Source organism: Nonomuraea longispora, assembly GCF_004348345.1.
GTDB classification, from domain to species: Bacteria; Actinomycetota; Actinomycetes; order Streptosporangiales; family Streptosporangiaceae; genus Nonomuraea; species Nonomuraea longispora.
Genome location: NZ_SMJZ01000071.1, coordinates 1 through 22,407 on the forward strand (window position 1 = coordinate 1; position 22,407 = coordinate 22,407).

Sequence of the window (22,407 nt, forward strand, 5' to 3'; positions counted from 1 at the left end):
CACCCGGGCCCGCCCATCACGCACGGCCCGCGTTGGGGTTTCGCGCAGGCACATGAACACGATGCTCCGGCGCAACGCCCGGGGCCCGGCCTATGCTGGCCGGCTCGGCGTGGCAGGCCCGGAGTCTCCTCTCGCCAGGAAAGCTGTCAGCGCCCCGAGCGTCGGATGCTCGACCAGTGTGTCGATCTCCATGTCGCGGCGCAGCTCGCGGCGCACTCGGCCCGCCAGGCGGACCGCCTGCAGCGACGTCCCGCCCGCAGCGAAGAAATCGCTGTGGGGGTCGGCGGCGTTCAGGCCTAGCTCCTCCGCCCAGATTCGCGACAGTGACCGTTCCCACTCAGACTTCATGTTTCTCCTTCATTCGAGCAGGTGTGCTCTGAGGGCTGCCACGTCACCGACGTCCAGCCCGGCGCCGATCAGGTAGGCGTCGACGGTGCCGTGAACGGCGCGCAGTCCCGACAAGAACAGCCTGATGGAGCCGCGCGGCGAAGAGAATCCCGGCAGGACGGCCTGCCGGTTCCTCCGGGCCCAGGCCGCATACCTGACGTTGGCCCGCGCGCTCAGGGCGTAGTCGGCATCGATGTCGTCATCGGGTACGCCGAGCAGCGCGAGCACGAGCGCGCACACCACTCCGGTACGGTCCTTGCCCGTCACGCAATGGACGAGGACGGCCCCTGAGCTCTCCGCGGCAATCACCCTGATCGTCTCGGCCAGACCATGAGCCCCCTCATCCGCCATGTCGAGGTAACGATCGGCGAAATAGCGGGCCGGGTCAGCGCCGGGACGGTACGGAGCGTGCTGCCACTCTCGATGACCGAGATCGATGTGCCGGTAGGCGATGCCATCGAGGTCCGGCATGCGACCCTGCCGCTCGATCTCGTACGTCCGGCGCAGGTCCACCACGGTGCGAATGCCCAGCGAGCCGAACCGTGTACGATCGTCGCCGCTCAGATGGGACGGCGCGTCAGAGCGGAACAACCTGCGCCATCGCACCGATCGGCCGCCCATGGTTGGGTAGCCTCCAACGTCACGGAAGTTGAAGACCTCGGTGAAGCCGATCTCCCGTCGCATCCGTGCACTTCCCGTGGTCACTGGTAGCCCTTGGCCTGGGTGAGGTAGAGCGTGGCGTACTCCCCGCCGCTGGCGAGCAGCTCGGCATGGCTGCCTTGCTCGGTGACCCGGCCGTCAGAGAGCACCACGATGTGGTCGGCCAGATGCAGGGTCGAGAAGCGGTGCGAGACGAGAATGACGATGCCGCCGTTGGCGGACACCTGTGCACACTGTTCGGCGAACTGTTCGAACACAAAGTGCTCGGCCTGGGGATCGAGCGCGGCGGTGGGTTCGTCCAGGACCAGCACCAGCGGCGAAGGGCGCATCAGCGCACGGGCGAGGGCGAGTTTCTGCCATTGGCCGTGCGACAGTTCCTCTCCGTCGAACGCCCGGCCGAGCTGCGTGTCCAGTCCATGAGGAAGCCGGTCGATCAGCTCGGCCGCGCCTCCCCTCTCGGCGGCTGCAAGCACCGCCGGCCGGTCCGCCAGCCGGGACAGGTCGCCGATGCCGATCGCCTCGCTCACGGGAAGCTGTGGCGTGACGAAGTCCTGGAAGGCTCCGCTGAGCCGCTCCCGCCACGCAGCGGCGTCGATGTCGGCGAGCTCGACGCCGTCGACGAAGATCGACCCGGACGTGGGCCGGTACATCGCTGTGAGCAGCTTGACCAGGGTACTCTTGCCCGCGCCGTTGACCCCGACCAAGCCGACCACCGACCCTGCGGGCAGGCGCAGGTTGATCTCGCGCAACGCAGGCGACCGCGTCCCCGCGTAGGTGAAAGAGACGTCGTCGAACACGATGCCGTCCCGCAGCCGGTACGGGGCCGAGCACCCGTCGCGCGTCTGTGCCGCCGCGTAGTCCTGGAGCCATAGATAGTGCCGCCCCACCCGGCCGGCTTCGGAGAGCCGGCTCACGCCGTCGAGCGTCGCGTCGATCTGTTCGCCGAGGCGGCCGGCCAGGACGATGATCAGGACGAGGTCGCCCGCAGTGGCCCTGCCCGTACGGATCATCGTCACCGTGATCCCGAGCGCTGCGACGAGACCGGCGATGAAACAGATCCATCCCGCCCACCGCCACGCCGCTCCACGCACCTGGGCGGCGACTTCCCGTCGTGTCGCCGACGCCCAGAGGTTCCGGGCACGTCGGCTCAGCTCCCAGCCGTTCCCTGTGATCCGCACCTCCTTGCCGGGGCCCGGCAGCGCGCACAGGTCGTGCAGCGCCTGCTCTTGCCGTGCCGCCTCCGCAGTCTCGTCCAGGGCTCGCTGGACCAGCCGGTCGCCCCGGTCGCCCAGCACGAGTGGCGCGGCTCCCAGCAGGGTCAGCAGCGACAACGCGGGATGTACGTCGGCCAAAAGGAACACCGTGAGCCCGAGGCCGAACAGGGTCGCCGCCGTCTCTACGGCGACCCAGCAGGAAACCGACAGCGCCCGGGTGCCGCTGGCCCCGCCGGCCCGCAACATCGCCAGCCGATCGAGATACTTGGGGCGCTCCAGGTGCTCGATGGTGGGTATGCGGGAGGCGCTGGTCAGGATCTCCTGGTTGAGCAGGACCTCCACCCGGTCGCTGAGATCGTTGCGCAGGTTGTTCTGGACATGGGTCGAGATAGTGATCGCCGCGAGTCCGGCGGCGCCCACGACCGCGGCGAGCACGACCCCGACGGCGAGGCGGCCCTCGCCCGCGGCCGCGTCGACCACCCAGCGCTGCGCCAGCGCCGTCAGCGCCAGCGCTCCTGCGCCGAAGACCACCAGGACGCCGACCAGCGACGCCACCTTGGGATCGGCGCGAACCGACAGGGCGAGCATCTTCGCCAGGATTGTGAGCCTGCCCCTCATGAGCTACCGCCGCGGGCGGTCTGAAACCGGCCAGCCTGCAGGCGGAAAAGCCTGGCGTAGTCGCCGTCCCGGTCCAGTAGTTCCTCGTGGGTGCCGATTTCGGCGATCCTCCCCGACCGCAGCAACGCGATCCGGCCCGCGTGGCGGACCGTGGAGAGCCGGTGCGAGATCAACACCACCGACGCGCCGCGTACCTCGCGGACGACCTGGTCGAAAAACACCTCTTCGGCCCGCACGTCCAGGTGCGCGGTCGGCTCGTCCAGCACCAACAGCCGCCGGCCACGCCCCACGGCGAACAGCGCTCTGGCGGTCGCGAGCCGTTGCCATTGCCCGCCTGACAGACCGAGCGAGCCGGCTCCTCCCTCTCGCAGCCGGGTCTCCAGCCCTTCGGGGGCCGAGGCGAGCAGGTCGTCCATGCCGGCTCTGCCCGCGGCGTCGGCGACGGCTCGCCCAGCGGCCTCGCACTCGAGGTCGAGCGACTCGGGCGCGGACAGGGTGATGTTGTCCGCGATGCTGCCTGGGTAGCGGACGAAGTCCTGGAACAGGACGGTCATGCGCCGCCGCCAGGCGGACAGCTCGCCTTCGTCAAGGTCGGCCAGGTTTGTGTCGTCCACGACGATCCGGCCGCGTGACGGACGGTAGAGGCCGCTGAGCAGCTTGATGAGGGTGGTCTTGCCGGCACCGTTGTACCCGACGATTGCCAGGACCTCGCCCGGCTCGATGGTCAGGTCCACACCGTTCAGCGTCGGCCGTGGGCTTCCCGGATAGGTGAAGCGGACGTCCTCGAAGTGGATATGCGGGGCGGCAGGCGGGTCCCCGCAGCCGCCGGGGAGCACCGCCGTGGGCCTCGGCCGGGCGCCCCACTCCGCCCCGAGGCGCTCGTACCTTTCGATCAGGCGGTCGAGGGCACGGATGGCGCCCAGCCCGTACTCGATGTCGAATCCGTCCGTCCCGACGTCGCGGGCGGAGAAGATCCCCCACACCGCCACCAAGTAGACGACCAGGTCATCGATACCGATCCCGCCGGACGCGGCCGCCAGACCCGGTACGGCCAGGCCGGCGAAACCCGCGCCAACGGACAGGACCATCGTCGTCCCCTGTTTGCGTAGGATGTCGCGCCGCACCGCCCAGATCGGTCCGGCCCACTCAAGCGCCGATCGCCTGCGGCGCGCGGTCGCCCACGCGCCCAGCCCGAACAGCCGAACCTCCTTCGCGGCGGCAGGACCCGCGGCGAGCTCCGACCACTCGTTCACCTGGCGGCGGTATCGCGCCCGTCCATCGGCGACATCGGTGAGATAGTGCCACTGGCGGCGGTTGATCGCACGGATGAGCAGAGTCGCCACCAGCAGGCCGATCGCCAGCAAGGGCGAGAAGGTGAAGACGACGGCCGTCGCCACCAGCGCCCCGAGGATCTGAAATCCCGCCACGACGATTCCTGCGGTGGCGGTGCCCGGACTTCTGGTGCGGTTGATCATCCCTCCGGTGTCCCACAGCCGGTTCAGGTCGTCCTGCAGGTCCGGTTGTTCGAGATGCGAGAGCCCGCTCGGTTGCAGGGTCAGCTCGCGGACGCGGGCCCGTACGGTGCCGTCGATGCGCCGCGCTATGGCGACCCGGAGGACCTGCTGCCCGGCCTCGGCGCTCTGCTGCACGACATAGACGACGGCGATCGCCACCAGCAGCGACAACGTGCCCGGCGCCCATTGGCCAGGCGAGCTCGGGGCGGCCGTCGCCGTGACCAGCTGTCCGGTCAGCAGGGCCATGGCCGACGGGGCCAGGGCCGCGAGCAGCAGAAGGACGCAGTAGGCGGTGACGTTCCCGGTCCCGCCGAACGGCAGCAGCCGCGCCAGCCGTCGCCGCTCGGCCAGTAGCCGCCGCAGGTCCGGCCAGCTCGTCGCCCCGACGGCGAACCGCGGGTCCAGCCCCGGTGAGGGTAGCCTCTCAAATGGGTTGCGCACCGATCCTCCTCAGCTTTTCGCGAGGCAGCTTCCCATTGGGCAGGCGGCCGAGGTCCTCGACCATCCGCACCTCCCCCGGCAGCTGATGGCTGGCGAGCCGGTCGCGGCAGTGATCGAGGACCTCTCTCCCGGTCGGCGGCTCATGGTCCGCGCGGACGACGAGGGCGATCAGGCGTGCGCCGAGTACGTCGTCGGGTATCGCCACCACGGCGGCGTCGGCGACCCCCGGATGAGACATGATCACCGCGGCGACATGTTCCGTGTAGACGTTCTCGCCGCCGACGATGGTCAGGTCATCGCTGCGGCCGGACAGGTAAAGGTACCCGTCCTCGTCGAGAGAGCCGTGGTCGCCCACGGTAAGGAATCCTCCGCGGCCCGGCCTGCCCGGCCTGATCGTGCCGCGCCCTGACTGGTTCCCAGGAAGGCCGCGCATGTGTACGGTGCCGACCTGACCGGGCGGAAGGAGACGCCCTTCGTCGTCGTAAATTCTGATCCGGGTCAGGAAACCGCGCCCGACGGTGCCGGGATGGGCCAGCCATTCGTCGCCCCGGCAGAGTGTCTGCCCGATGTCCTCGGTGGCGGCGTACATCTCGAAGAGCCGCCGTGGACCCACCGCCTCAATCCAGGCCCGTTTGGTGTCGGCGGGGCACGGCGCCGCCGTGTGCAGCACGCCGCTCACCCGCCGCAGGGCGTCCGGCCGTCCGTTCAGGGCCGGTTCCAGCATCCGCATGTGCGTGGGAGTGAGCTGGATCCAGTCGATGTGGTGCCGTTCGATGAGCTCCAGAATCGGGCCGGGGAGGAAGAACTCGGGCAGCACCAGCGTGTTGCCGCTCAGTGTGCCTTCGAGCAGGTGGTTGAACGGCGCCGCGTGGGCGAGCGAGCCCACGACCAGATGGGTCTGCCCGAGCCGCCATCCGGCCGTCTGCAGCAGCAACGACGGCCCTTTGTCCGGGTGGAAGAACGGCATGCCAGCCCTCAGCACCGGTTTCGGCACGCCGGTCGAGCCTCCGGTCAGCAGGACGTACCCTCCCTCGCCCGCGGCGGGCGCCAGGTCGGCGGCGAGCCCCGATGCCCGCCGCAGGAGGTGGGGCGCGGGCACCGGCTCGGCTAGGCGGTCGCGGACCGCGGAGAACTGCCGTTCCAGCTCCGCGGACGGTATCGACGGTTCGTAGGGGAGGGCGATGAGGCCGGCGCACAACGCGGCCAGCACCTGGCAGACGCCGTCGAGGTTGCGGTACGCCGGGACGGCGACGACCGTACCGGGATCGGCCGCCGCGCGCATGCGGCCGGCGAAGGCGAGGACACGGTCGGACAGGTCGGCCCAGCTCAGTTCCTCGCGACTACCGTCCTGGGCGGCCGTGATGACCGCCGGCGAGTCGCCCTGCGTCTGTCCGAGCTGCCTCAGCCGCCGGTGAAGGGTGATCACCCGCGCTCCGTCCCGGCTTCCCGCTCGCGCACGAGCTGCGCGAGCCCGCGTAGGGTCGAGGCCTCCAGCAGCTCGAAGACGTCGATCGTGACGGCCCACCGATCCTGGAGGGCGGCCAGCAGCCTGGCGGCGCTCAGCGAATCGCCGCCGAGGTCCATGAAGTCGTCCGTGGCGCCGACGCGTGACAGCCCCAAGACCTCCGCGCAGAGCGCGGCGAGCTGTACCTCAAGAGGACCCAGGGGCGCGACAAAGATCACCTCTTCCGCGTGCTCGTGGATCGCCCTCAGGTCGGCCTCCCAGTCCCCAGGCGCCCGGCGGTCAGCCACCTCGGCCACCCAGACCCCGTCGATCGCCTCGCCCGTCCCGTCGAGCGACTCGTGGACATGCTCGCGCAGCAGTTGCGGGCTGCAGTAGTCGCTGACGTGGACGGCGGCGATCGAGGCGGTCCTGCCGTGGATCTCCACATCCACCAGAATCGCGTCGACGACGTCCGGGTGTCGCCTGAGTACCTCGATGGCGTCCACGGCGCCGGAGATGGACATCGCTAACCTCCCACGTGTTGGCTGACATGTTGCGGGGTACCGGCCGGTCTACAGGACCGTCCTGTGCACCTCGAAGGCCTCGGCACCGTGCACGCCGATTTCCGCCCCGCGCATGCGCGCGAGCGCGGAGACCACCTCTCCGCTGCGGATGTGCGGGCTGGGCCTGGCCTGCGTCGCGTAGGCCGCGAGCGCCTCAAGCTTGCGATCGAGGTGGGCGGAGATATCCACGAAGGCCGTGCTTCTGCCCATCGGGTCGGCGGCCCACTGCAGCTTGGTCATCTCGTACGCCATCACGTGCGGGACCAGCCACTTGCCGAACTGGCTGCCGATCGGCCGGGCCGCGGCGAACCCGGCCCGGAAGGTGGCCGCGTGGTCCTGGTCGTAGTCGTCGCCGCTGGGCAGCAGCAGGAGGTCGGGACGTAACCGGTCCATTCGCTCCTGCAGCAGGTCCACCAGCTCGCGCAGGCCGACGGTGTCCAGGCGCTCGGTAAGCTGCCGGTCCCCGTACGCGATCTCGTAGCCGAACCCGAGCAGCCGGCTCACCTCCTCGATCTCGGCCGTCCGCTGGACGAACGTCGTCGGCTGCGTCAGGCCGTAGTGGTTCATGCCGTCCACGGCCAGGTAGAGCACGTGTACCTCGCAGCCGTCGTCGGCCAGCCTGGCGAGGAGCCCGCCGCAGCCGAGCACCTCGTCGTCGGCGTGCGGGGAGACCAGCAGTACACGGTCAAAGCGGCGCATGACGGCCCCTGACATCCTCGCGGCTCTCGTAGTAGTCCGCCGTGGCTCTGATGAGATCGTCCAGGCCGACCGACGGCTTCCACCCCAGGGTGGTCGCCGCGTGCAGCGCCGGCATCTTCTCGAACGACTCCGCCTCGGCGTAGGCGTCGCCGTGCAGGCTCCGTCCGTCGGTGTGCAGGATGGGCGAGTCACTGCCGAGCAGGTCGCGCACCCGTTCCGCGAGCCCGCCGATCGTCGTGCGGTTGGCCGGGTTGCCGATGTTGACGATCGGCTCGCCGACGTCAATCGCGGCGTCCATGTAGTCGAGGACGAAGTGGGTGAGGTCGTCGGCGGCCGTGAACGCCCGTATCTGCTTCCCGTCGCCGAAGACGGTCAGGGGTCGGCCGGCGAGCGCCTGCTGCACGAAGGTGGGCATCACGAAGCCCCCCGCGCGCGACTGCCGCTGCCCCGCGACGTTGAAGGGGCGAATCACCACCGCCCGCAGCCCTCGGGCCATGCTGTTGACCGTCATCGCCTCGACCACGGCCTTGGCGACCCCGTACTCGATCCTGGCGTTGTAGGCCGTCGGTACCCGGAGGGGGTCACGCTCGTCCAAGATCCCGCTGCGGCCGTAGACCTCCGCCGAGCTGAAGACGCACAGCGGGACGTCGGCCGCCAGGCACTCCTCCACGACGGCGCTGGAACTAGCGACGATGTCGTATCCGAGCGTGCCCGCCCGGGGCAGAATCCCGGCGGGGCCGACGTGCGAGGCGGCATGGATCACCCGGTCCACGCCGTTGAACGTGCCGCCGCCGGCCAGATAGTCCTCGACGGGTTCCCGTACCAGCTTGTAGCGCGCGTTCGACGCGTAGTCGGAACCGTCGATCACCGCCCCGATGGCCGAATCGATCACCCGAACCCGGTATCCCGCCGACAGGTAGGCGTCGGCGACATGGGAACCGATGAAGCCAAGCCCGCCGGTGATGACAACCTCATCCACGTGACCTCCTAGTCGAATGACTGCAGCGCTTCGAGACATGACCGGATGACGGATCGGGCCAGATCCGGGGGTACGACGGCGGGGTCAGCGAACATGCGCACCCCCAGGTCGTCCGCAACCGAGGTGAACACCACGCCGAAGCTGGGGATCCGGTAGTCAGCGGGGTTGCCCTCCTCGATCCGGATCGACGGGAACTGCACCCGTTGCTCCGCCGTGGGGCTGGGATCCAGGCGCATGTAGTTCACGAAATGCCCTACGGCGCCGAATCCCACATAGTCGTCGTCGACGCCGGCCTCCGCCAGGACCTCGCCCAACTCATCCTGGTCGAAGACGGAATGCGCGGAGGCGGCCAGGAGGGACCTACGCATCTGGTCGGCCATGCGAGCCGGCGTGCCGCTAGAGACATCGACCCCGATCAGGCTGTTCTGGGCAAGCATGCCCACATATCCGGCGGACTTGGGCAGTTGCCGGTTGGAGCAGGTCACTCCCAGCGGGAACGAGTCGGCTCCTGTGTGCTCGACGCACGCTTTCACCAGCGCCGTCACGGCGACCGAAGTCTCCGAGGTTCTCCAGCGTGCCGCCAGCCGCCGCACGTGTTCGCCCAGCATAGGGCCGTGCCCCAGGACGACGGGAAAGCCGCCGTTCGTGGCAGGGCGGTTCGCGCCGGCGGGCGGCATGGCCTCGCCGAACAGCCGGCGCGGGTGTTTCCGCAGCACCTCTCGCATGTACGCGGCGCTGCGGCTGCTGGTCTCCGCGCCGCGCCGGCTTCGCTCGTCGGCCGCCCACTGGATGGGCTGACTCGTGGGGGCGGGCAGCGTGGACGACCCGTCCAGCAGCGCCAGGAACTCGCGCTTCAGAATCGCGCAGGCGAGCCCGTCCGTGATCAGGTGCGACGTGACCAGCAGAACCCAAACGGGTGTCCCGCGGACGGTCAGGATCGCGAATCTCGCCAGAAACTCCTCGTCCCACACGAAGTCATCGCCTATCAGCTCCTCCGCCAGCTCGTAGAGGTCGTCCTGGCTCTGCTCCGCGGTCGCCACCTCCCGTACCGGGACGACGAACACGCCATCACCGTGCACCTCCTGGGTGAGAACGCCGGGTGAGCCCGGCAGGCGTGTGCGCAGTGCCTGATGACGCTCCACTAGTCGCCCCAGGGCGAACAGCAGGTCTCGTTCGGCGGTGCCGGAAGGAACGCGCCAGAGGTGGCAGAGGTGGAACTGTGAACGGTTGTGCGGATGAGCGTTCTGTATGGTCCAGATGTGACGCTGAGCCCAGGTCAGCGGGCCGGTTTCGCAAGCGAGCCCGGCGAACGGGATCTCGTACGACGTGTCCACAATGCCTCTCTCAGATCGCTGTTACTTCGAATACCGCGGCCTCGGGACCGACATCCCGGAGATGACGGAGCGAGAAGGTCGGATGCGCGAGCCGATACGTCTGAAGCGCACGTCTCTCGCCATGCTCATCACTGGCTCCCATATCGTTGTAGTCGTCGAAAATGATGATCGATCCGACCCGCAACCGGTCGTGCAAGAAGCGCAGCACCTCGAGGCAGGATTCGTAGATGTCCACGTCGATCGTGCAGATGGCGACCGGCGGGAAGTCGTAGTCACGGGCGAGGTCCTCAAACAGCTCCTGGCCGTAGAACCCCTGGAAGAGCCGCAGCCGCTGGAAGTCGGCGCCGTGCGCGTGCAGGTTCGCGACAACCTCGTCGTAACCCGCGGCGAAGTCCCCGGTGTCGTAGACGGAGCCGTCCACCGTGGAAGCGGGAAGGCCGCGGAAGGAGTCGAAGCCGAGACATGTGAAGTTCGCCCCGGCGTACTCGCGGGAGATCTGCTCGGCGAACCACAGGCTGTACCCGCGGTAGACACCGAACTCGTAGTACGCGCCGTCCGCGAACGCGTCCTCCGAGCGCTCGCTCATCCGCTGGAAGGCGCCGTGGATGGCGATCGGCAGATGGGGGGACAGCGTGACGAAGGGCCGGCCGGTGGTGATCTCCCTGAGGAAGTGCCTGGCCGGTTTGGGCAGGCCCCTGTAAGCGTTCCTGAGCTGGCGTAAGAGGGCGCTCCTCATCACCGCTCGCCGTTTCCGGAAGCGGCGTCCCGCCCGGTCCCCGCCCGTCGCAGCGCGTCACCGGTGAGGCCGGCGAACACCTCGCGGAAATCCGGATGGGCGAAGATCTCGTACTCGTAGTGGTCAGCGTCGAGCCGGTACGTGTGCAGCGCGCCGGCGTACGGTTTCCACTGTTCGACGTGCTCCGGTGTGGCCTCGGCCGCGAAGTAGTGCACCACCCCGGGATAGCGGGCAGGCCGGTACGCCGCGCACGCGCGAATCAGCCGGGCGTACACCGTCAGCTGTCGGCGCAGCGCGTCGCTCCCCATGTCCTTGGCGAGAGCGTCCCCGGCTCGCAGGACGTCGACCACCTCGGGGTCACCGGCATCGGCGTGCTCTCGCACCCGGCCCTCGACGCGGCGCAACAGCTCGCGCAGGCGATCCTCCATCAAGGCGCTCTCGTCCGGAACCGCGGCGGATCCGAACACCGGAGGGGGTGCGTCTATCAACGCCAGGAGCCCGACGTGCGCGCCTTGTGCGTGCAGCCTGCGGGCCAGCTCGAACGCGATCAACCCGCCGCCGGAGAATCCGCACAGCAGATACGGGCCCTCGGGTTGCGCGTCACGGACCTCGTCGAGGTAGACGTCGGCGAACTCCGCGATGGTGCGCGGGATGTCGCGTTCGCCGTACAGGCCCGCCGCCCGCACACCTGACAGCGGGACGGGCAGCAGGCTCCGCAGCGCCCAGATCGCGAACGCGTTGCCCGAAGCCGAGTGGACGTAGAAGAGCTTGGGCCGCGGGCCCCTGTCGTCCGGCAGCAACTGCACGCAGAGGTCGCGCCGGGCGTGGGTCCGCAGGTAGCTGCCGAGCGCGTGTACCGTATCGTGGCGGCGCACCAGGTCCGCTGTCAGGTGCAGGCCGGTCGCGGCGCCGAGTTTCGCGGCGATCCGCTCGGCGGAGCCGGTGCCGCCGCGCAGGCCCGTACGTGGCGTCACCGTGGACTGACCCAGCTCGTCGGCGAAGATCTCCGCCGCTACCGCCTCCCACTGGTCGCGGAAGCGGCCCTGGTAGTAGCCGGTCATGTCGCCGCGCCCCCCTTTCCGCCGTCACAGGACATCGCGAAGCGCTCCACCTCGCGGTAGGTCGCGAGATCCGGCAGGGCCGTCAGCACGTTGATGAGGCGTTTCTCGGCGTCGGCGTGATGTTCGGCGTGGGCGTCGTCCAGCGCGAGCCGCGCCTGTGCGGCGACGAAGTTGAGGCAGCTCGCGGCGTGCATGGCGAACGAGCGCTCAGGATCCAGAACCGCGGTTCCGCCCGCCTCGCGGTAGGCGGTCATCGTCCTGCCGATCGCGTCCCCGTCGACGCCGTCGGAGGCGAACCAGCGCAGCAGGGCCATGGCCATCTCCCGATCGGCGCATCCGGCGCCGGTGTCGTCCCAGTCCAGCAGGACCCAGCCGCGATCGGTGTCCACCACGTTGGAGCACTGGACGTCCAGGTGGCACAAGATTCGGTCGTCCGGTTTCGAGGGCGTCACCAGCGCCGCCAGACTCCGCAGGCCGGGCAGCGCTTCCACCAGCTGCTCCTGCCACGGTTGGCGCGCCGCTGAGGCGCCGGCCAGGTGTTCCCAGTCCACCTCGTCGACGGTCTCGTACCAGGGCTCCGGCGGGTCCTTCGCTTCCAGGGCCAGTCCGTGCAGGCGCGCCATCAGCTTGCCCAGGCGTTGGGGCGTTTCCGCCGCGTCCGGGCGCGCGGCTGGCCCCTCCTGCCATTCATAGAGGCGGACGCCGCTGCCGCCCAGAGCCTCCGGCAGGTGACCCACCAGCCCACCGCCCGGGGTGGGAACGTTGCGCGGCGAGCGCACGCCGACGGCGTCGGCCGCCCGCTGGAACGCCGCGCCGCGGGCCACGGCGCGCTCGTCCACGCCCCAGAGATGCTCCTTGACGGCGTACGACGCGCCGCTCACTGTCAGGCGCCAGACTTGTCCCATCGCGCCGCGGCCGACCGGGGTGACGTCCGCACCGGCCGCTGCCAGCCCGAACAGGTCGCAAAGCACGGAAGCCAGCTCCTCATGCGATCGTTCAGTCATGCTCGGCCCTAGCCCGCGCTGAGATCAGGATGTGGTCGAGCTCCGCAGGAAACGCGTCCGCCCGTACTTCGGTGATGTCGAATCCGGCGAGCTGGAGCGCCACGGTGATCTCCCGGATCCTCCGGGGACACATGCGCAGAGTCCTGTACGTGGTGGACTCGACCATGCCTTGTCCGTCCAGGATCTGGTATCCGAACGTACTCGTGATGACCCCGGACGCCTCGTCGTACACCGACTGTTCGTCCACTCTGAGCAGTCGCCCGTCCGGATAGTCGAAGAAGCCGTGCGTACGGGTGAGCCCGCCACCGGATCCGGTGAGCGATCCGAGGAAGGCGACGTCGAACCGTTCGACGTCGAGCAGCAGAATGGCGCCCGGCTTCAGCACCCGGCGTACGTTGCGGAACAGCTCGTCCAGTTCGGTGTCGCTGAGCAGGTGGGAAACGAAGTCGTTGGCCAGGACGGCCCCGTCGGCCCGATCCATCGCCGGCAGCGCGGGCACCGTCCTCTCCACCAGGCGCACCCGTGCGGCTACCTCGTCCGGCAGCGTGGCCAGCCGACGCGCCAGATGCTCCAGCATGCGAGGTGAACTGTCGACGCCGATCACCTCGGCGCCCTCCACTGCCAGCGGGACCAGGATGTCGCCCGTCCCGCATCCGAGGTCGAGCACCCGAGAGCCGGGCGGCAGCGACGACAGCTCCTTGCAATACACATCCCCGACGCGGGGAGCGTGGCCCACGTTCAATTCGTAGAGAAAGGGGTCGTAGAAATCGAGCAACGTGCTCATCAGGTGGTTGGCCTCCCAGGTGCCTGGCTGGACGACAGCAGCTCCGCCATGCGATCGGCGAACGCCGGCCTGGGCGGTTGCGCCCAGGCCGGGTCGAAGTACGGATACGCCACAGGGTCGTAAGAATGTCCGACGTCCAAGAACGACAGCAGATAGTCGCGTACGGCCGCCTCGCCGTCGTCGTCGACCGGATCCGCCGCATAGGAGACGCTCCACTGCCGCCTATCCCGGCCGCCGATGCTGGCGTGCCAAAGATGGACGTCGAACGCGATCACATCGCCGGGGTTCGTCGCGATCGGGACACCGGGCCACATCGCGGCTTCCGCGCGCTCGTCGAACAGCGGCTCGGCCGCCGGCCACCGGCGCCGGTATTCGGTCAGAGCTTGGCCGTACGAGCCCCGGTGGCTGCCTGGCAGCACCTGCAGGGCACCGTCGGCGACGGTCAGCGGCTCCAGGTAGGTCACCATCTTGACCGCGGTCAACGAGGTGTCCGCCGAGTCCTGGTGCCAGGGTGAGGAGTCGCGGTAGAGGATTCCCTTGGCGGGTTTCGGCAGCACCGGCGTACCGAGGAGCCCGACGGCAGCCGGCAGGAGACGCTCGGTGAGCAGTTTCCGGCTCAGGGGCGTGCGATCACCCATCATCGGCACGTAGTAGCCCTCCGTGCCGGTGGCGCGAGCGATCGGGGCGTCGGGTAGAGCGTGGTTCGCAGCCAGCGCGTCGTCCACCTCCCGGCGCAGCCCCTCGACCTCGGCCGCCGCCAACAGCCCGCGCCAGACGCAGAAACCGTGGGTGGCGAAGAAATCGGCGTTGTGCCCGATCTGCCCGTTCTGTCGCTCGATGCTCATCTCGTCGCCATCTCCGGGTTTGACATGCCGCCGAGGCGGTAGCGAAGCGTCTCCCGTTCAGTGGACGCCGTGGGAACGCCGAGCCGGACGATCTGCCGCAGGATGACGTCGTCCTCGCCGACACGCTCCTCCACCTCGGCGGCCGAGCGAGGCGTAGCGATGCGCAGCAACGGCAGGACCCTCGAGTCGAAGAGCCACTCTCCCATGTCGACCATGCCCACCCCGCCGTCGGGACGTCGGACGACGTCCCTGATCACGCTGCTCTCCGCGCACATGATCCCCGCGGAGGCCAGTTCGGCGAGCCGCTGAACGGCCTTGGTCCCCGGCGGCAGCCAGGGAAAACGGTCGACCAGAACCGGGTTCCCGTCCGCGCCGACCATACGGCGCCAGGAGTGCACGGCCGGATAACCGCGCCCGGCCAGGGCCAGCAGGCCCGCGAGATGGTCAGGTTCCCAGGTGTTGTCGTCGTCGAGGAAAGTGAGGTAGTCGCCAATCCGGCGGTCGATGGCGAACTGCCGCAGCGTCGCCACCCGCGTCCACGGTTCGGCGGGGACGGCGCCCGCGTGGCCGACCGTCGTGAGCCGGACGCCGTCGAGCACAGCGGGCAGCCGGACCGTCTCCGCAGCGCCGGTTCCCTCGTCGAGCCACACGGTCAATGAGATGTCGGCCTCCACGTCCTGCTGCGCGGCGACGCTTTCCAGTGCGGCTGCCAGGAGTTCCGGGCGATCTCCCCGGGTCACGACGACCACCTCGACGAGCGGGCGGCGTCCCTGCGCGGCCTTGGGCCGTCGTACGCCTGCGGTCATGGCCGCGCCGAGCGCGTCCAGCGAGGACTGGCCCGCCAGGAAAACGTGATGCGGAATGACGACGTGCCGCTCGTGCCAGTGCCTGGCCCTGTCCAACGGTCCGGTCAACCCCCCGATCTCGCCGTACTGCTTCACTGTCGCCGGCCGGTACAGCGGCCCTTCCGGCAGCGGCGGATACACCCGGTCAAGGACGGCCCCGCAGGTGCGGCGTACCTTCGAGACGAAGGCATCCGCTTCCGGCTCATGCTCGGGCAGCCGTACCACGACGCCGTAGAAGTTGCCTGAACGCCAAGCGCCCTCGTCCGCGAGCACCTCCCAGCCGGCATCGGTCAGCCGGCCGAGCAGGTGCCCAAGCCCTCTGGCGCGGCGCTGCGCCTGGCCCGGCAGCCGGGCGAGCTGGTCAAGCAGCAGCGCCGCGGAGAGTTCCGACATCGCGTGGTTGGCTCCGTGCTGCTGATTCGCAGGTTCGAGCTCGTTGAGCGAGTACGGCGCCGGCTCGGCCATTCTTCGCCGCGAATCCATCACCAGCGACTCGATCCGGGAGGCCAGTTCGTCGTCGTCGGTGAGCACCACACCGCCCTCTCCCGTGGCTAGGATCTTGGTCGCCTGGGTGCTCATGATGCTGATGTCGCCGAGCGAGCCGGCGACCCTCCCGTCCGCGCTCTCGGCGAGCTGGGCGTGGGAGGCGTCCTCGATCAGCACGGCGCCGGGAAAGCGCCTGCGGAGCGCGGCGACGTCGCAGTGCTGCGCGTAGAGATGGACGCCGAGCACCGCGCGCGGCGCATCGACCGGACTGTGCCCGACCAGGCAGGGGGAATCGGCCGTGCCGTCGAAGAACGCCGGCACCGCGCCAACCCGCAGCACGGCGGTGGCGCACGCCACCCAGGTCGAGGCGGGAAGCAGCACCACGTCGCCGGGCCCCACGTCGGCGGCCTGCAAGGCGATTACGATCGCGCTGGAACCGCTGGACGTCAAGGTGACGTGACGGCGGTTCGTGAGCCTGGCCAGTGCTCCGGCCGCCATCACGTTCCTGGACGGCCAGCGGCTCGGAGGCCCGCTGACCGCGAGGCGTCCGCTCAGCAGCGCCGCCTGGATCGACTGCGCGCTGAGGTCATCGATCTCCGGCCACAAGGGCCAGCGCAAGTCTGGTCCCTCGGTCATCTACTCACCTGCCAGAGGGAGCTGCCGCCTGCTCGGGCCGGGCACCTCGCCATCGGACCTGGCCGGCAGGAAGGCGGCGCAGTGGGCGGGGTTCAGCAATACCCGGTGCTGAGCGTAGGGCGGATAGGTCTGCTCGTCGAAATCGGTGTACCGGTTGTGGTAGCACCATCGGCACTCCTCGAAGTCGTCCGAGATCCGCTCCGCGCCGGAGGCGTGCTCGGCACGCAGGCGCTGGTAGCGGGACCCGTTCCAGATCTCGCCGAAGCCTGTCCTGCGCAGGTCACCGATCAGATAGCGGGTGCCGGGCGCGCCGATAAGGTGGTCGCAGAAGCCGGTCTGCCCGCGGTGGTTGACGTAGAAGTACATCCAGGGGTGCGTACAAGTCTTGTCGGCGCGCGACGGGTCCGCCCAGTCCGGGTCAAGCGCGGTGTTCAGCTGCACCTCGACGCCGCTGGCCGCCGCGGCCGCTGCCGTGTCGTGCAGAGCGTCGGACAGTGTCGCACGGTGAAAGCGGAGATTGCCGGGGTCGTCCGGCTCGAGGCTCACCACGTTCAGGTTGACCCGCACCCCGAACCGTTCACCCAGCGCCACAATATCCGTCAATTCAGCGAGAGCCGGGCTCTGCACCACGACGTTCAGCACGATGGTGTCCGTCCCGGTCCCCAGCCGGGCCGACTCGTCGACGATCGCCTCCAGATTACGCAGAACCGCGTCCAGCCGAGCGCCGCCGCGCAGCGCGGCGAACGTCTCGGCGGTCGCCGCGTCCAGCGAGACGGTGATACTCACCCCCTGTCGCACCATCCGGCGCCACATCCGCTCGTTGGTCACCGACAGGTTGGTCACCAGCCGGACCCGGCAGCCGTAGCCGACCGCCCGGTCCACGAAATCCGGGAAGCGCTTCAGAATCGTGCTCTCGCCCCAACCTCGCAGGTCCACGATCTCCGCCGTGGGGAACAGCTTCTCGGCGACCTGGTCGAACAGCTCCATGGACATATTGCGAGAACGGTCGAACGGGCCGCCCGAGCGGCACATCGCGCACGATAGGTTGCAGTTCTCGGTCAGCTCGAGGAACAGCACCCGTGGCAGGCTGCTCAGAACGGTGGCACGTTCCTCGAACTCCGCGATGTTGCGGTCACGGTTGGCGAGCTTGAGATCATCGAAGCGGGGATCACGTTCGGGCTCCACGTCACGCACTCGCCTGCGCGGGACGTCGCGACGGCGGAGCGCTGATCGCCGTACGCAGATCCGAGGTCTCCCAGAGCCGCTCACACAGGTCGAAAGCCGCCGTGGTGCCCGCACGTTCCCGTTCGACGATCTCAAACTCGTGCAGTTCGCGCCGAAGCCGTACCGTGAACTCCCAATAGGGGTGGTCGTACGCGTCAAGGGCCGCCGCCAGCGCGGGATCGGCCTGCTGAAGGGGCGCGGCACTGACGCCGGACAGCAGCACCACGTTCCGGCAGGTGCGGGCCAGTTCCGAAAGGATCCGGCTGAGCGTCCGCTCGGGGAAGCTCCGCCAGTAGTCGGTCACCAACCCGAGCTCGAAATGATCGTCCGGATACGGAATGCGGGTGCCGAGAAGCGGCAACCGTGCGGTTTCCCGGCCCGGCTCGGGCCGCTCCCGGGTGTCTACCGGAAAACAGATCGCGTCAGGCGGCCTGAGACCGGTCGGCCAGCCGGCCGGATCTCCCATCACCAGGACGTTCCCGGCGGTGGCGATCCGCGCGCAAACCCCGGGAAGCTCCTCGAGCCGCGCACAGTCCGACGTGGCGGGGTCCAGCGCCCGGGCGAAGCGCTGGATCGCCGGCACGAGCTCGCGCGACCGCACGATGTCGTAGCTGCATACCGCTTCGACCTCCAGCGTCGGATACATATCCACCAGGATCTGCTCGTTGTGCCGGTCCTGGACGATGTCTCGTCCGCGAAGCCGGTCATGAGGCTGATGCACCGCCTTCGCGGCCGGCGCGAAAACGGTCGGCAGACCCGTACGTGCGAGCCGATAACCCATCTCGATGTCCTCGACCCCCTTGGCGGGGAAGTCGCTCTTGAACCCGCCCACCTGCTCGAAAGCCCAGCGAGGGATGCTCACGTTGTGGGTCCAGAAGAAGGCCCAGTCACTGGGTCGCGGATCGGCCAGCAGTTCGCACAACGGATCGTGAAGCAGCGGCGTCCGCTCCATCCGGTCGGCGACGCCGACCGGGTCGCCGAAGTCCCAGTCGTCGCCCAGCAGCAGCCTCCAACTGGCCGGAGTCAACTCACGCACGCTCGTGTAACCGCATACCGCCACCTGACGCCCGGTGTGCGCGTCCAGATGGGCCTGCAGCAACCCGGGGTGCGCCAGGCAATCGGCGTCCAGGAAGACAAGCACGTTGCCGTCGGCCTGCGCGGCTCCGGCGTTTCTCGCTTCCTGCACGCCTCTTGCCGTGTCGTGCCGGAGAACACGGAGCTTGAACGTCGGCTCCAGCGTCGCCATTTCCGCGGCGAGTTCCTCGGCCAGCGGCCGTTCGGAACCGTCGTCGACGAACACCACCTCGAACGCTTCCGGGGGAAGAGTCTGACACGCCAAACTGCGGAGAACATTTCGTGCGGCGACACCGCGATTGTGTACCGCCGTTACAACAGAAACGTCCACGTCACCTCTCATGAGAGCTCCGACAAGTCCGTTGCAGTCGAAGTAGGCAGCGTTATGGCCTGCGTCGTTCAGCTGCCCGTTGTCGAGGCGAGCGCAGCAGGCTTTCTCCACGCGCACCGCCCCGGGAGCGACTTGAACTTGACGATAACGAGAGCCGGTATGTTTTCGGCATGTCTGCGGTATGCGCCTCGGTATAGACAGGTTGGATCCGTGGAACCGGTCATGTGGTCACCGTCGCGCGCACCGTCACCCGCATCTGCCGCGCCGACCTGATCGTCATCGACGGCCTGCTCCCAGCCGGCAACGACGCCGCCGAAGCCTTCTACCGCATCATCGACGCCGCCCAGGGCCGTTACTTCCGTTCGTTCACGGCCACCAGCCTGGGCGGTTCGTGGACACCCCAGGCCGCGACCGAGAGCAACCCCTTCGCCGGCAAGGCCAACAGCGGCGCCACCTGGACCAACGACATCAGCCACGGCGAGCTGGTCCGCGCCGGCGCCGACCAGACCATGACCGTCGATCCCTGCGACCTGCAACTGCTCTACCGGGGACGCGATCCCGACTCCGGCGGAGACTACGGCCTTCTCCCCTACCGGCCGGGGCTGCTGACGCTGCAGCGCTGACGGGAACCCCGCGTGGCGGGCTCGGCGGTGAGGCCGAGCCCGCCATCACACACTTCTTCGCGAGGCCTTTGACCAGGAGCGCCCGCATTTTCTGGGACGCCGGCGAAACGTTACCGGCGACACCCCCAAAACGGCAGGTCAGACGCTGTGCCGCCCGGCCATGTCCCTGCCGTTACCCATCTGAGATCTTCGCTTCTGTGTCAGTCTCGCCCCACGCCACCCGATGGCTGAGGGCCGCTCGCCGCCGGCTGATCACGGCGGGAACACCCCGCCTGCGCGGACCGACCCACACAAGGAGCACCACCTCGTGCAGCACAGCTTCACCACAGCCACCCTCACCGCCTTCGCCCTCGCCCTCACCGGCGCCCTCGCCTCAGCGTCTCCGGCCGCCGCCGTGCCGGCGGGCAATGCCCCCTCGTGCGTGGCCGTCTGGCAGACCACGGGCACCATCACCAAGACGGGGTACGCCCGCAACGACTGCGGCCGCCGGCTCCGACTGAAGATCAAGTGGGCACGCGGCACCGACGGCGCCTGCCACACCGTCGACCCGGGACGCACCATCTACTCCAAGGTCGCCCGAGGCCCCCGTACCTTCGACGGAGCCGACAGCTGCTGACCCTCACGTACCAAAAGCCCGCCGCGCGCACGCGGGCCCTCGCCTGTCACGGACCGGCGCCGCGGCGGGCCCCTACCGAAGTCGGAGCCGTGCCCCACGAGGGGACAACACGGTGCGACCGCGCGCCCGATGTGGCGGACCGGGTCGGCGGGAGAGGCTGAGCGGCATGAACACCTCCCCGAACACCCCCGTGCACGCCTCCCCGAACAGCTCCGCCAAGGCCTCCCTCCGCAGGCCGCTCGCCGTCACCGGCGCGTGCGCCGCAGCCCTGGCCGGCTGGGTCCTCGCGGTGCCGGTGGCCGGGACCGCGCTGACCGTGCGGATGAGCGGCGGCGTCCAGCAGGTCGGGCCGGTAGCGGTCGTGGTGGCGAGCCTGCTGGCCGGGCTCGCGGGCTGGGCGCTGCTGGCCGTTCTCGAACGGTTCACCGCCCGGGGCGGCCGGATCTGGACGATCGTCGCCCTGGCCGTGCTCGCCCTGTCCCTGCTCGGCCCGCTCGGCAGCGCCGCCGGCACCGCCGCGACGGTGGTGCTGCTCCTGCTGCACCTGGTCGTCGGCGCCGTGCTCGTTCCCGGGCTGGCCAGGCGATGATCGTTCCTTCGCCGACGCCACGACACGGAAGACCCGACATGACAGTCCTCGCCAGAGCGATCGACGCCACCCGCCGCTACGGCGACGTGCTCGCACTCGACCACGTCTCGCTCGACATCAGAGCGGGCGAGGTGGTCGGCCTGCTCGGCCCGAACGGCGCCGGCAAGTCCACCCTCATCAACCTCTTCGCGGGGCTGCGCAGGCCCACGTCCGGCACCGTGGAGCTGTTCGGCGGCTCGCCGCTGGACCCGGCCACGCGGCGCGGCATCGGCATGACCCCCCAGGAGACCGGGCTGCCCGAGTCGCTGCGCGTCGGCGAGATCGCCGAGTTCGTCTGCGCGCACTTCCCCGACCGCGTCGCCACGGCCGAACTGCTGGCCCGCTTCGGGCTGGAGGATCTGGTCAGGCGGCAGGTCGGCGGGCTCTCCGGCGGGCAGCGGCGGCGGCTGGCCGTGGCGCTGGCGTTCGCGGGCAGGCCACGGCTGGTGTTCCTCGACGAGCCGACGACCGGCCTGGACGTCGGGGCCAGGCGGGCGTTGTGGGAGGGCATCAGGTCCTTCCACGAGGAAGGCGGCACCGTGCTGCTCACCAGCCACTACCTGGAGGAGATCGAGGCCCTGGCCGAACGGGTGCTCGTGGTCGACCAGGGCCGCGTGCTGGCCGACGACAGCGTACGGGCCGTACGCGGCATGGTGGGCACCCGGCGCGTCTCCCTCGTCGCCGAACGCTCGGGCGACCGGATCGACCTGGTCGTCAACGACCCCGACCGGCTCGTCGTGGAGCTGGTACGCAGCGGGACGCCCTTCTCCGGCTTGGAGATCAGACCGGCCACGCTGGAGGAGGCCTTCCTCGCCCTCACCTCGAAGGAGCCCGCACATGTCTAGCCTGGTCCTCGCGCACACCCGCTACCTCGTGATCGAGCAGATCCGGGTGCCGATCGGCATCCTGGCCAGCGCCTTCTTCCCCGCGGTCTCGATGGTGGCGTTCGTGGTGCCGTTCGCGGGCCGGGACCCGGTGGCGGCGACGACGGCGACGGGCTCGCTGATGTTCTTCGGCGCGATGTCGGCCGCGCTCATGGGGCTCAGCAGCGCGGTCGCGCAAGATCGCGACCTGCCGTGGAACCCCTACCTGCGTACGCTGCCCGCCGGCCCGCTGCCGCGCTTCGCGGGCCGGATCCTGTCGACGCTCGCCGTCATGCTCCTCTCGGTGATCCCCGTACTGCTGGTGGCGGCGCTGTTCACGGAGGCGACGATCACGCCGGTCCGGCTGCTGCTGGGGGTCGGCGCGCTGGTCCTCGGCGTGGTGCCGTTCATGTTGATGGGGTTGTGCGTCGGCTTCCTGCTGGCCTCGAAGGCCGCGATGGCGGTGTCACAACTGCTGTTCTTCCCCATGGCCATCCTCGGAGGGCTGCTGCTGCCGCCGCAGGTCCTGCCGCAGTTCGTACAGGCCGTCTCGCCGTACGTGCCCACCCGGGGCGCGGCCGAGCTGATCTGGGCGGCCGTCGTCGGCGCCCGGCCGGGCGTGGTGCCGCTGGTCATGCTGGCCGTCTGGACCGTCGCCACGGCGACCGCCGCCTTCTGGGCCTACCGCCGCGACGAGGGCCGGCGTTTCACCTGACCCGCCGGCGTTTAGGAGCAGATTCGCGAGGTTCCGGTACCCGTGCAGTTGTTGCCGGGCGCCCGGTCGCCGGCGTCCTGGCG

At 69.5% G+C, this 22,407-nt stretch carries 22 protein-coding genes; 5 read left to right on the top strand and 17 right to left on the bottom strand.

The window, feature by feature from the left end:
- Positions 1–90: 90 nt before the first annotated feature.
- The 17 genes from E1267_RS19665 to E1267_RS19745 are packed head-to-tail and all read right to left on the bottom strand — an operon-like array spanning position 91 to position 18,891.
- Positions 91–348, bottom strand: coding sequence for a phosphopantetheine-binding protein (locus tag E1267_RS19665; RefSeq protein ID WP_132334042.1), 258 nt, complete (start codon positions 346–348; stop codon positions 91–93).
- Between the two features lie 9 nt (positions 349–357).
- On the bottom strand, positions 358–1,071 hold the full coding sequence (locus E1267_RS19670; protein WP_132334043.1) for a tyrosine-protein phosphatase: 714 nt from the start codon (positions 1,069–1,071) through the stop codon (positions 358–360).
- A 17-nt stretch (positions 1,072–1,088) separates the two neighbouring features.
- Complete coding sequence (locus E1267_RS19675; RefSeq protein WP_132334044.1) at positions 1,089–2,849, bottom strand: ATP-binding cassette domain-containing protein; 1,761 nt, start codon at positions 2,847–2,849, stop codon at positions 1,089–1,091.
- Positions 2,850–2,875: 26 nt separating this feature from the next.
- Positions 2,876–4,834 (bottom strand): ABC transporter ATP-binding protein, encoded by a 1,959-nt coding sequence (locus E1267_RS19680; protein WP_132334045.1) that lies wholly within the window; start codon positions 4,832–4,834, stop codon positions 2,876–2,878.
- Positions 4,818–6,260 (bottom strand): class I adenylate-forming enzyme family protein, encoded by a 1,443-nt coding sequence (locus E1267_RS19685; RefSeq protein ID WP_165959690.1) that lies wholly within the window; start codon positions 6,258–6,260, stop codon positions 4,818–4,820. The genes E1267_RS19680 and E1267_RS19685 overlap by 17 nt, the downstream gene beginning before the upstream one ends.
- Entirely contained in the window at positions 6,257–6,802 is a 546-nt protein-coding gene (locus tag E1267_RS19690) for a phosphopantetheine-binding protein (protein ID WP_132334047.1), read from the bottom strand. Before E1267_RS19690 ends, E1267_RS19685 begins: the two co-directional genes overlap by 4 nt.
- 48 nt (positions 6,803–6,850) lie before the next feature.
- Positions 6,851–7,540, bottom strand: a complete 690-nt coding sequence (locus tag E1267_RS19695) for a PIG-L deacetylase family protein (protein WP_165959691.1) — start codon at positions 7,538–7,540, stop codon at positions 6,851–6,853.
- A complete protein-coding gene (locus tag E1267_RS19700) occupies positions 7,527–8,519 on the bottom strand; it encodes an NAD-dependent epimerase/dehydratase family protein (RefSeq protein ID WP_165959692.1) in 993 nt (330 codons plus the stop codon). The genes E1267_RS19695 and E1267_RS19700 overlap by 14 nt, the downstream gene beginning before the upstream one ends.
- An 8-nt stretch (positions 8,520–8,527) precedes the next feature.
- Positions 8,528–9,853 (bottom strand): condensation domain-containing protein, encoded by a 1,326-nt coding sequence (locus E1267_RS19705; protein WP_165959693.1) that lies wholly within the window; start codon positions 9,851–9,853, stop codon positions 8,528–8,530.
- 10 nt (positions 9,854–9,863) lie between these two features.
- Complete coding sequence (locus E1267_RS19710; protein WP_132334051.1) at positions 9,864–10,589, bottom strand: TylF/MycF/NovP-related O-methyltransferase; 726 nt, start codon at positions 10,587–10,589, stop codon at positions 9,864–9,866.
- Entirely contained in the window at positions 10,589–11,650 is a 1,062-nt protein-coding gene (locus E1267_RS19715; RefSeq protein ID WP_132334052.1) for a thioesterase domain-containing protein, read from the bottom strand. The genes E1267_RS19710 and E1267_RS19715 overlap by 1 nt, the downstream gene beginning before the upstream one ends.
- Entirely contained in the window at positions 11,647–12,654 is a 1,008-nt protein-coding gene (locus tag E1267_RS19720) for an aminoglycoside phosphotransferase/kinase family protein (RefSeq protein WP_132334053.1), read from the bottom strand. Before E1267_RS19720 ends, E1267_RS19715 begins: the two co-directional genes overlap by 4 nt.
- Complete coding sequence (locus E1267_RS19725) at positions 12,647–13,438, bottom strand: class I SAM-dependent methyltransferase (RefSeq protein WP_132334054.1); 792 nt, start codon at positions 13,436–13,438, stop codon at positions 12,647–12,649. Before E1267_RS19725 ends, E1267_RS19720 begins: the two co-directional genes overlap by 8 nt.
- Complete coding sequence (locus E1267_RS19730) at positions 13,438–14,283, bottom strand: phytanoyl-CoA dioxygenase family protein (RefSeq protein ID WP_132334055.1); 846 nt, start codon at positions 14,281–14,283, stop codon at positions 13,438–13,440. Before E1267_RS19730 ends, E1267_RS19725 begins: the two co-directional genes overlap by 1 nt.
- The gene (locus E1267_RS19735; protein WP_132334056.1) at positions 14,280–16,250 is read right to left on the bottom strand and encodes a DegT/DnrJ/EryC1/StrS family aminotransferase; all 1,971 of its coding nucleotides are present in this window, start codon (positions 16,248–16,250) and stop codon (positions 14,280–14,282) included. Before E1267_RS19735 ends, E1267_RS19730 begins: the two co-directional genes overlap by 4 nt.
- Positions 16,251–17,435, bottom strand: a complete 1,185-nt coding sequence (locus tag E1267_RS19740; protein WP_132334057.1) for a radical SAM protein — start codon at positions 17,433–17,435, stop codon at positions 16,251–16,253. It lies immediately after the preceding gene.
- A 1-nt stretch (position 17,436) separates the two neighbouring features.
- Positions 17,437–18,891, bottom strand: coding sequence for a glycosyltransferase family 2 protein (locus E1267_RS19745; RefSeq protein ID WP_132334058.1), 1,455 nt, complete (start codon positions 18,889–18,891; stop codon positions 17,437–17,439).
- 212 nt (positions 18,892–19,103) lie between these two features.
- Between E1267_RS19745 and E1267_RS47310 the strand changes: the two genes are divergently transcribed.
- From E1267_RS47310 to E1267_RS19770, 5 genes are all read left to right on the top strand, one after another.
- Complete coding sequence (locus E1267_RS47310; protein ID WP_281283665.1) at positions 19,104–19,502, top strand: non-reducing end alpha-L-arabinofuranosidase family hydrolase; 399 nt, start codon at positions 19,104–19,106, stop codon at positions 19,500–19,502.
- A gap of 307 nt (positions 19,503–19,809) precedes the next feature.
- Positions 19,810–20,118, top strand: coding sequence for a hypothetical protein (locus E1267_RS19755; RefSeq protein ID WP_132334059.1), 309 nt, complete (start codon positions 19,810–19,812; stop codon positions 20,116–20,118).
- A gap of 166 nt (positions 20,119–20,284) precedes the next feature.
- Entirely contained in the window at positions 20,285–20,707 is a 423-nt protein-coding gene (locus E1267_RS19760; protein WP_132334060.1) for a DUF6069 family protein, read from the top strand.
- A 38-nt stretch (positions 20,708–20,745) separates the two neighbouring features.
- Positions 20,746–21,591, top strand: a complete 846-nt coding sequence (locus E1267_RS19765; protein WP_132334061.1) for an ABC transporter ATP-binding protein — start codon at positions 20,746–20,748, stop codon at positions 21,589–21,591.
- Positions 21,584–22,324: an ABC transporter permease gene (locus E1267_RS19770; protein ID WP_132334062.1), complete on the top strand. Its 741-nt coding sequence runs from the start codon at positions 21,584–21,586 to the stop codon at positions 22,322–22,324. The genes E1267_RS19765 and E1267_RS19770 overlap by 8 nt, the downstream gene beginning before the upstream one ends.
- Positions 22,325–22,407: the final 83 nt, after the last annotated feature.

Coding starts and splice junctions, on each gene's coding strand:
- E1267_RS19665 (WP_132334042.1), bottom strand. CDS start 348: ATGAAGTCTGAGTGGGAACGGTCACTGTCGCGAATCTGGGCGGAGGAG.
- E1267_RS19670 (WP_132334043.1), bottom strand. CDS start 1,071: ATGCGACGGGAGATCGGCTTCACCGAGGTCTTCAACTTCCGTGACGTT.
- E1267_RS19675 (WP_132334044.1), bottom strand. CDS start 2,849: ATGCTCGCCCTGTCGGTTCGCGCCGATCCCAAGGTGGCGTCGCTGGTC.
- E1267_RS19690 (WP_132334047.1), bottom strand. CDS start 6,802: ATGTCCATCTCCGGCGCCGTGGACGCCATCGAGGTACTCAGGCGACAC.
- E1267_RS19695 (WP_165959691.1), bottom strand. CDS start 7,540: ATGCGCCGCTTTGACCGTGTACTGCTGGTCTCCCCGCACGCCGACGAC.
- E1267_RS19710 (WP_132334051.1), bottom strand. CDS start 10,589: ATGAGGAGCGCCCTCTTACGCCAGCTCAGGAACGCTTACAGGGGCCTG.
- E1267_RS19715 (WP_132334052.1), bottom strand. CDS start 11,650: ATGACCGGCTACTACCAGGGCCGCTTCCGCGACCAGTGGGAGGCGGTA.
- E1267_RS19720 (WP_132334053.1), bottom strand. CDS start 12,654: ATGACTGAACGATCGCATGAGGAGCTGGCTTCCGTGCTTTGCGACCTG.
- E1267_RS19725 (WP_132334054.1), bottom strand. CDS start 13,438: ATGAGCACGTTGCTCGATTTCTACGACCCCTTTCTCTACGAATTGAAC.
- E1267_RS19730 (WP_132334055.1), bottom strand. CDS start 14,283: ATGAGCATCGAGCGACAGAACGGGCAGATCGGGCACAACGCCGATTTC.
- E1267_RS19735 (WP_132334056.1), bottom strand. CDS start 16,250: ATGACCGAGGGACCAGACTTGCGCTGGCCCTTGTGGCCGGAGATCGAT.
- E1267_RS19745 (WP_132334058.1), bottom strand. CDS start 18,891: ATGAGAGGTGACGTGGACGTTTCTGTTGTAACGGCGGTACACAATCGC.
- E1267_RS19760 (WP_132334060.1), top strand. CDS start 20,285: ATGAACACCTCCCCGAACACCCCCGTGCACGCCTCCCCGAACAGCTCC.
- E1267_RS19765 (WP_132334061.1), top strand. CDS start 20,746: ATGACAGTCCTCGCCAGAGCGATCGACGCCACCCGCCGCTACGGCGAC.
- E1267_RS19770 (WP_132334062.1), top strand. CDS start 21,584: ATGTCTAGCCTGGTCCTCGCGCACACCCGCTACCTCGTGATCGAGCAG.